General features: G+C 70.1%; 6 protein-coding genes. All 6 read right to left on the bottom strand.

Annotated elements, in window-relative coordinates:
• Positions 1–240: 240 nt before the first annotated feature.
• The 6 genes from DIE02_RS32880 to DIE02_RS32855 all read right to left on the bottom strand — a co-directional run bounded on the left by DIE02_RS32880 (position 241) and on the right by DIE02_RS32855 (position 7,265).
• On the bottom strand, positions 241–1,095 hold the full coding sequence (locus DIE02_RS32880; RefSeq protein ID WP_124484619.1) for an amidohydrolase family protein: 855 nt from the start codon (positions 1,093–1,095) through the stop codon (positions 241–243).
• Entirely contained in the window at positions 1,092–2,114 is a 1,023-nt protein-coding gene (locus tag DIE02_RS32875; RefSeq protein WP_124484618.1) for a D-isomer specific 2-hydroxyacid dehydrogenase family protein, read from the bottom strand. The genes DIE02_RS32880 and DIE02_RS32875 overlap by 4 nt, the downstream gene beginning before the upstream one ends.
• The gene (locus DIE02_RS32870; protein ID WP_124484617.1) at positions 2,111–3,187 is read right to left on the bottom strand and encodes a LacI family DNA-binding transcriptional regulator; all 1,077 of its coding nucleotides are present in this window, start codon (positions 3,185–3,187) and stop codon (positions 2,111–2,113) included. Before DIE02_RS32870 ends, DIE02_RS32875 begins: the two co-directional genes overlap by 4 nt.
• An 8-nt stretch (positions 3,188–3,195) precedes the next feature.
• Positions 3,196–5,082, bottom strand: a complete 1,887-nt coding sequence (locus DIE02_RS32865; protein WP_124484616.1) for a TRAP transporter large permease subunit — start codon at positions 5,080–5,082, stop codon at positions 3,196–3,198.
• Positions 5,083–5,085: 3 nt separating this feature from the next.
• Positions 5,086–6,114 (bottom strand): TRAP transporter substrate-binding protein, encoded by a 1,029-nt coding sequence (locus tag DIE02_RS32860; RefSeq protein WP_124484615.1) that lies wholly within the window; start codon positions 6,112–6,114, stop codon positions 5,086–5,088.
• Between the two features lie 239 nt (positions 6,115–6,353).
• The gene (locus DIE02_RS32855) at positions 6,354–7,265 is read right to left on the bottom strand and encodes a LysR substrate-binding domain-containing protein (protein WP_124484614.1); all 912 of its coding nucleotides are present in this window, start codon (positions 7,263–7,265) and stop codon (positions 6,354–6,356) included.
• Between the last annotated feature and the right edge of the window lie 34 nt (positions 7,266–7,299).

Genomic DNA, 7,299 nt, shown 5'->3' with positions numbered 1-7,299 from the left:
TGGCGTGGTTGTTTTGGTGCCTCTCCTCCCCGCCCCCCCGCCCGCCCCCCCCCCCCCCGCCCCCCCCCCCCCCCCCCCCCCCCCCCCCCCCCCCCCCCCCCCCCCCCCGCGCTTCAACTCCCGCTGCTACACCTTCCCCGCTTCACCCTCTTCGCTTCACGCAGCGCCTATCGCACCGGAAAGTCGTGGACGAACGCGTCGACCGCATGCCCGTCGAGGCTCGGCCCGCGGCCGACCACGTTACGTCGCGGCACCGATCGAGGTGTCCGCATCGAACCCATACAGCACGGCCGGGTTGTCGACGAGTATCGCGCGGTCGACCGCCGCGTCCGCCGCGCACGCGTGCAACCAGCCGAGGAGCTGCGCATCGTCGGGCAGCGGCGACGCGTTCGGGTGCGGCCAGTTGCTGCCCCACACGCAGCGCGCCGCATGCGCGCGTGCGAGCACGGCGGCAAGGCATGCGACGTCGTCGTAACCGGGCGCACCGGATCGCGAGGTCTCGTAAGGCGCGGACAGCTTCACCCACACGTGGCCGCGATCCAGCAGGCGCCGCAACGCAACGAAGGCCGGCGCATCCGGTGCAACCGGCGTCAGGAACTTGCCCGTGTGATCGATGACGACGCGCGCCGGCAACGACGCCAGCATCGGCTCGACGTCGGGCAGCGTCCGGCCATCGAGCTGCAAATCGATGTGCCAGCCGAGCGGCGCGATCCGCGCGGCCATCCGCTCGAGCTCGTCCCATCGCGCGACGCCGCCCGACAGCGTCATGAACCGCACGCCGCGGATGCCTGCCGCGTGCAGCCGCTCGAGTTCGGCATCCGGCACGTCGACCGGCACCGTCGCGACGCCGCGCGCCTGCGGGCCGAGCGCGGCCAGCGCATCGAGCGTGCAGCGGTTGTCGAAGCCATAACCGGTCGGTTGCACGACGACCACGCGCGCGAGGCCGAGCGTCTGTTGCACGCGGCGATACGCATCCACCGGCGCATGCGGCGGGCGGAACGTCGCCGTCGGCGCGAGCGGATATGCATCGTCGTAGATGTGGATATGGCAATCGCACACCGGCGCCAGCCGCATGCCGCCTTCGTCGCGCGTCATCGCACACCCGGCGCGGCGGACGCGTCGGCCGACCGCCAGCGTTCGAGCCGCGTCGCATGCGCGGCGTTGACCGCGCCGTTCGGCACGCGTGCGTCGAGCAGCGCGGCGAGTTGGTCGACCGTCTCCAGCGCCTGGTGCTCGACCGCCGGTCGCGTCAGTCCGCCGATGTGCGGCGTGGCGATCACGCGCGGATGCGCGGCGAGTCCGGGCGTCGGCATCTGGTCCGCCGCGCGGCCGACGTCGAGCGCGCAACCGGCCAGCCGGCCGCCGTCGAGCGCGTCGGCCAGCGCCTGCTCGTCGACCAGCTCGCCGCGCGACGCATTGACGAAGCACGCGCCCGGCTTCATCGCGGCGAACGCGCGCGCATCGAACAGGTTCGCGGTGGCCGGCGTCGCGGGCGCGAGGCACACGACGTAATCCGCGTCGCGCAGCAAGGTCGCGCGGTCGACCTGTTCGATCGACGGCGCGTCGACCCGCACGTACGGGTCGCACACGAGCACGCGCATCCCGAACGCCGTCGCGATCGGCACGAGATGACGCGCGATCTGTCCATAGCCGACCACGCCCAGCGTGCTGCCGCGCAATTCGCGGCCCATCCGCGGCGGCGGCGGCGTGCCACGGTGGTACGCATCCGCGTAGCCGCCGATCCCGCGCGCGAGGCCGATCATCGCGCCGATCACCCACTCCGCGACGGCCGGCCCGAACCCGGGGCTCGCCTGCGTGACCAGCACGCCGAACTCGCTCGCCGCGTCGACGTCGACGGTACGGATGTCGACCGCGCAGCGCAGGAACGCGGCGAGCGCGGGCAGCCCCGCGAACAGCGCACGCGGCGCCGGCGTCTGCCGGTACGCGATGATCGCATCGCACCCCTGCGCGGCGGCGATCAGCTCGTCCGTGCCGAGCTCCCGGTCGAGCTGGTTGCACGTGACGTCCGCAATCGCCTGCAGCGCGCGCAGCGCCTTCGCGCCGAAGTAGTAATCGAACATCCCCGACGGATGGGTCACGTAGACGCGCGTCATGCGTTGTCTCCGTTCGATTCGACCGCGCGCGGCCGCGGCCCAACCGACGCGCGCTCGACCAGCGTGACGCCCGGGAACACGCACTGCCCGGGCGCCGATGACGGGTCGCCGTCGTGCCGCATCACGCGCCGCACCATCTCCGCGGCCATCTCGGTGACGGGCAGCTGCACCGTGGTCAGCGCCGGCCACGAGATCGCCGACAGGAAATGGCCGTCCATCCCGACGACCGACACATCGTCCGGCACGCGCAATCCGCCGTCGCGCAGCCCCGCCATCAGGCCGAGCGCGAACAGGTCGTTGACCGCGACGACGCCGGTCGGCCGCGCCGGATCGGCCGCGAGCGCGGCGCCGAGCGCGCGCCCGACCTCGACGATCACCGCGTCGCCGTATTCGTTCGCCGGGCCGCCTTCGAGCACTTGCGCATCGGCGCCTGCGTCGCGCGCAACTTCGAGAAAGCCGCGAATCTTGTCGCTGCGGCTCACGGTGATGCCGGCCACGGTCGCGAACGCGAGCCGCGTATGGCCCGCGGCGACGAGGCAGCCGGTCGCGAGCCGCGCGGCCGCCTCGTTGTCGGCCGTCACGTGATCGACCTTCGATTGCTCGCCGGGCGTCGCGCGGCGGTCGTAGCTGACGACCGTCATCCCGCGTTCGGCCGCGCGTTCGAGGTGGCTTTCATCGGCGAGCGACGAGATCACGATCACGCGCCGCACGCCGTGCGCGAACAGGTCGTCGAAGAACGCCGCCTCCTTGCCCGCGTCGCGGTACGTGTTGCCGATCAGCACGCGATGACCGTACTGCTCCTGCGCGCAAGCCTCGATCTCGCGCGCGATGTAGCCGTACATCGGATTCGCCATCGACGGCACCAGCAACCCGACGAGCGGCGTCTGCCCCGTCTTGAGCTGGCGCGCGAGCGTGCTCGGCCGGTACTGCAGCGCATCCATCGACGCCTTCACGCGCTCGAGCGTCTCCGGCTTCATCTGGTCAGTGCGGCCGTTGAGCACGTTCGAAACCGTGCTGACCGAAACGGCCGCATGACGGGCCACGTCCTGAATCGTACTCATGTCGTCTTGCATTGAACGGGCTACAGGCCGAAACGGGCCGGCAGCCACAACGAAAACGCCGGTGCGAAGATCAGCGCCACGAGGGCAACGAACAGCACCAGCAGGTATTTCACCATCGGCCGGGCGACGCGCGCGACCTCGGTCCCCGTGATCGCGCAGGTCGTGAACAGCCCGAGGCCGACGGGCGGCGCGAACAACCCGAGCCCCATCGCCACCACCACGACCGTGCCGAAATGCAACGGGTTGATGCCGAGCTGCAGCGCGATCGGCGCGAGCAGCGGCCCGAAGATGATCAGCGCGGGCGCGCCTTCGAGCACGGCGCCGAACACGATCATCAGGAGCGCCGCCAGCAACAGGAACGCCGTCGAGCCGTACTGATGGGCAAACGCGGTCATTGTGCCCGAGACGAGCGCCGGAATCTGCTCGATCGACAGCGCGAACGACACGCTCGACGCCGCCGCGACGATGAACAGGATGCCGCTCGCCATCGATGCCGCACGCACGAACACGCGGCCGACCGAGCGCCAGGTCAGTTCGCGGAACGCCGTCCAGCCGATCACCAGCGCATAGACCACCGCGAAGGCCGACACTTCCGTCGAGGTCGCGATGCCCGACGTCACGCCCTTGCCGATCATCACGACCATGATCAGCGCGACCAGCGCGCCGCCCGCGAGCGGCAGCCACGCGCGGCGCTCGACGAACACCGCGTCGATGTCGATCCGGCGTCCGCAGATCACGGTCACGACCGCCAGCGACGCGGCGAGCACGGCCGCCGGCACGATTCCCGCGACGAACAGCCCCGCGATCGAGATGTTCGCGACGAAGCCCATGATGATCATGTTCACGCACGGCGGGATCGTCTCGGCCATCACCGCGCTGCACGCGAGCAGCGCCGCGGTTTCGTCGGGGTCCTGGCGCGCACGGCGCACGGCCGGCATCACGACGCCGCCCACCGCCGCGATGTCGGCCAGCTTCGAACCCGACACGCCGGAAAAGCACGCCGTCGCAAGGATCACGATCAACCCGAGCCCGCCGCGCACCCGCCCGAAGATCCGCAGCAGCAATTCGACGAGCCGCGTGGACATCCCGTTCGACTCCATCAGCAAGCCGGCCAGCACGAAGAACGGCACCGCCAGCAGCACGAAGTGATCGGCGCCGGCCATCACCTGCTGCGAGTAGACCTGCAACGGCAGCGTCGGGTCGGCGAGGAAATACAGCAGCGCCGAGAACGCGAGCACGAAGCCGATCGGCACGCCCAGCACGAGCCCGCCGACGAAGCCGGCGATCAGCAGCGCCCCCGGCGCGATCGCATGCTCGGGCCGCAGCGCGTTCCAGCCGTACACGGCGCCCGCGAGCACCGCGCAGCACGCAAGCGTGCCAAGTACGCGGCGGCGCGGCGCGTTCAGCGCGTTCGCGAGCGCGAACACGCTCATGAACAGCGCGCCAAACATCATCGGATACACTTTGATCCAGCCCGGCAGGCCGCCGGTCGTCAACTGGTCGTACGAATCGCCGAGCAGCTGCCACGACGACGCCAGCAGGTTCAGCGACACCGCTGCGACGATCCAGTGTCCGATCTGCACGAGCGCACCCTGCCAGCGCGCCGGCAGCCAGCCGCGGAACAGGTCGATGCCGACGTGCTGGCTGCGGCCGAGCACCGTCGCCGCGCCGAAGAACACCAGCACGATCATCAGCGCGCTCGCGACCTCCTCGGCCCAGTCGACCGGATCGTGCAGGAAATAGCGGAACACGACCGACACGAACACCACGAGCACGTCGACGGCCAGCACCGCGGCCGACACGTATTCGATCCAGCGCATCGCCGCCGCCAGCGCGCGGACGGCGGCGCGCGCGGGGCGGGCTGGGCCGGCGCCCGGCACGACGCTCGAAACGGAACCGGTATCCATTGCTCAACCCCGCGCCGCGGCGATCGCCGGAAACAGCGGCGCGGTGGCCGAATATTGCTTGGCGAACGCCACGTAGAGGCGGTCGTGCATCGCCTGCCGCAGCGCGGCGCGCTCGGCCTCCGCCATCGGATGGAACGTCATCCCGTGCTGCTTCAGCGCCGCCTCCGCCTGCGCGGCCTTCTGCGTCGCGATCGCGCGCTGTTGCGCGGTCGCATCGGCCACCGCGCGGTCGAACGCTGGGCGAAGGTTCGCCGGAATCCGCTCGAGCGCGCGCCGCCCCATCACGACGGTCATCGCCGCGAACACGTGGTGCGATTGCCAGCACGACTTGACGATCTCGTCGAAGCGGCTCGCGAGCACGGTGGCCGGATCGTGCTCGAGCCCGTCGACGACACCCGTCTGCACGGCCATGTACAGCTCGCCGAACGGAATCGGCGTCGGCACCGCGCCCATCACCTTGAAGGTGTCCATGAACGCCGGCGTCGGCAGCACGCGCAGCTTCGTGCCCTTCACGCCCGGCAGCGCCGTCACCGGCTGCTTCGTGAACACGCAGCGTCCACCGAAGTGCGAGCCCCACGTCAGCACCGAGCAGCCCGCGCGCTTTTGCAGCAGCGCGTTCAGGCTGGTGCCGACCTGGCCGTCGAGCACCTTCGCGACGTGCGCATAGCTGTCGAACAGGTAGCCGAGATCGAGCATGCCGAGCTCGGGCGCGACCGTGGCCCAGATCGACGACCCCGCGATCATCATGTCGATCGCGCCGATCTTCACCTGCTGCGCGACGTCGCTCTCCTTGCCGAGCTGGCTGTTCGGAAAGTAGTCGACCCGGATCGCATCGCCGACGCTCGCCTTCAGGTTCGCGGCAAGCCGCTCGTACCACACGTAGTGCGCGGCGTTCTGGTCGGCCGGCATCGACGACGAGCAGCGCAGCGTCACGGTTTGCGCCGCGCGGCCGATCGCCGGCAGGCCGCCCGCGACCGCGAGCGTGGCGGCGGGCGCCGTTTGCAGAAAGCGCCGCCGGGTGAAGGTAGTCATGGCCGTCTCCTTTGCAGTGCGCCTCCAGGCGCAACTGTATCGATTTAGTGTATCGATACAGTAATACGACGACCGATGAGAGAAAAATGAGGGTTTTCCCGTGCGCGGATGAAAAACGGGCCTTCCGCGTGGTGGTTTTGGGCCGGAATCGCAGACGGCGCCGGTCTGTGCCGGTCTTGCAGGCCGGTGTCGGCGCGCGTCGGGCGCGGCGCCTGATATCATCAGACAACAGACCTTGGCTAAACAACGCCCCCGCCGTCCGCCTCCTGCGTCAGAAACTGCTCGACCATCGCGTTGAACACCGGCAGCGCCGGATTGTCGTTGTCCGCGCGCCACGCGAGATACAGCTCCGCCGCCACGTCGACGTCCGCGAGCGGCCGGAACACCACGCCGTCCACATGCAGCTCGCGCGCCGACGCCGGCACCAGCGCCGCACCCAGCCCGGCGCGCACCAGGCCGAGGATCGTATGCGTCTGCCCGACGTAATGCAGGTAGTTCGGCAAGCGCCCGGCGCCGGCGAACATTCCCGAGATCATGTCGTGGAAGTACTTGCCCTCGTTCGGCGAATACGCGATGAACGGCTGCCGGTCGAGCTGGTCCGGGCCGATCCGCTCGTACGCGGCCAGCGGCGCGCCCTGCGCGACCGCGACGAGCATCGGCTCGCGTTGCACGAGCCGGTATTCGAGCGGATGGCGCGCCGCACGCTGGCGCACGAAGCCCGCATCGAGCATGCGCGACGCCAGCGCGTCGATCTGCACGGTCGACACCATTTCACGCAGTTCGACGTCGACGTCGGGCAGCGCGTGCGCCGCATGCGCGAGCAGCGCCGGAATCATCCGGTACGCGCTGACGGCCGTGAAGCCGAGCGTGATGCGGCCGGCCCCGCCATGCGCGACGCGCTGCGCGGCCTGTTCGGCCCGCGCGGAAAACTCGAGGATGTGCCGTGCGTCGCGCAAGAAGCGCTCGCCGGCCGCGGTCAGCCTGACCTGCCGGCTGCTGCGTTCGAGCAGCGCGATGCCGAGCGCGTGCTCGAGCAACTGGATCTGCCGGCTGAGCGGCGGCTGCGTCATGAAGAGCCGCCTGGCCGCGCGCCCGAAATGCAGTTCCTCGGCCACGGCGACGAAGCAGCGAAGCTGGTTCAGTTCAATCATTCAAATCTTGAATCAATCGATAGCGTCTTGATGT

This window comes from Burkholderia sp. Bp8991 (genome assembly GCF_003853795.1).
Lineage (GTDB): Bacteria > Pseudomonadota > Gammaproteobacteria > Burkholderiales > Burkholderiaceae > Burkholderia.
This window is presented reverse-complemented; position numbering and strand designations above follow the sequence as displayed.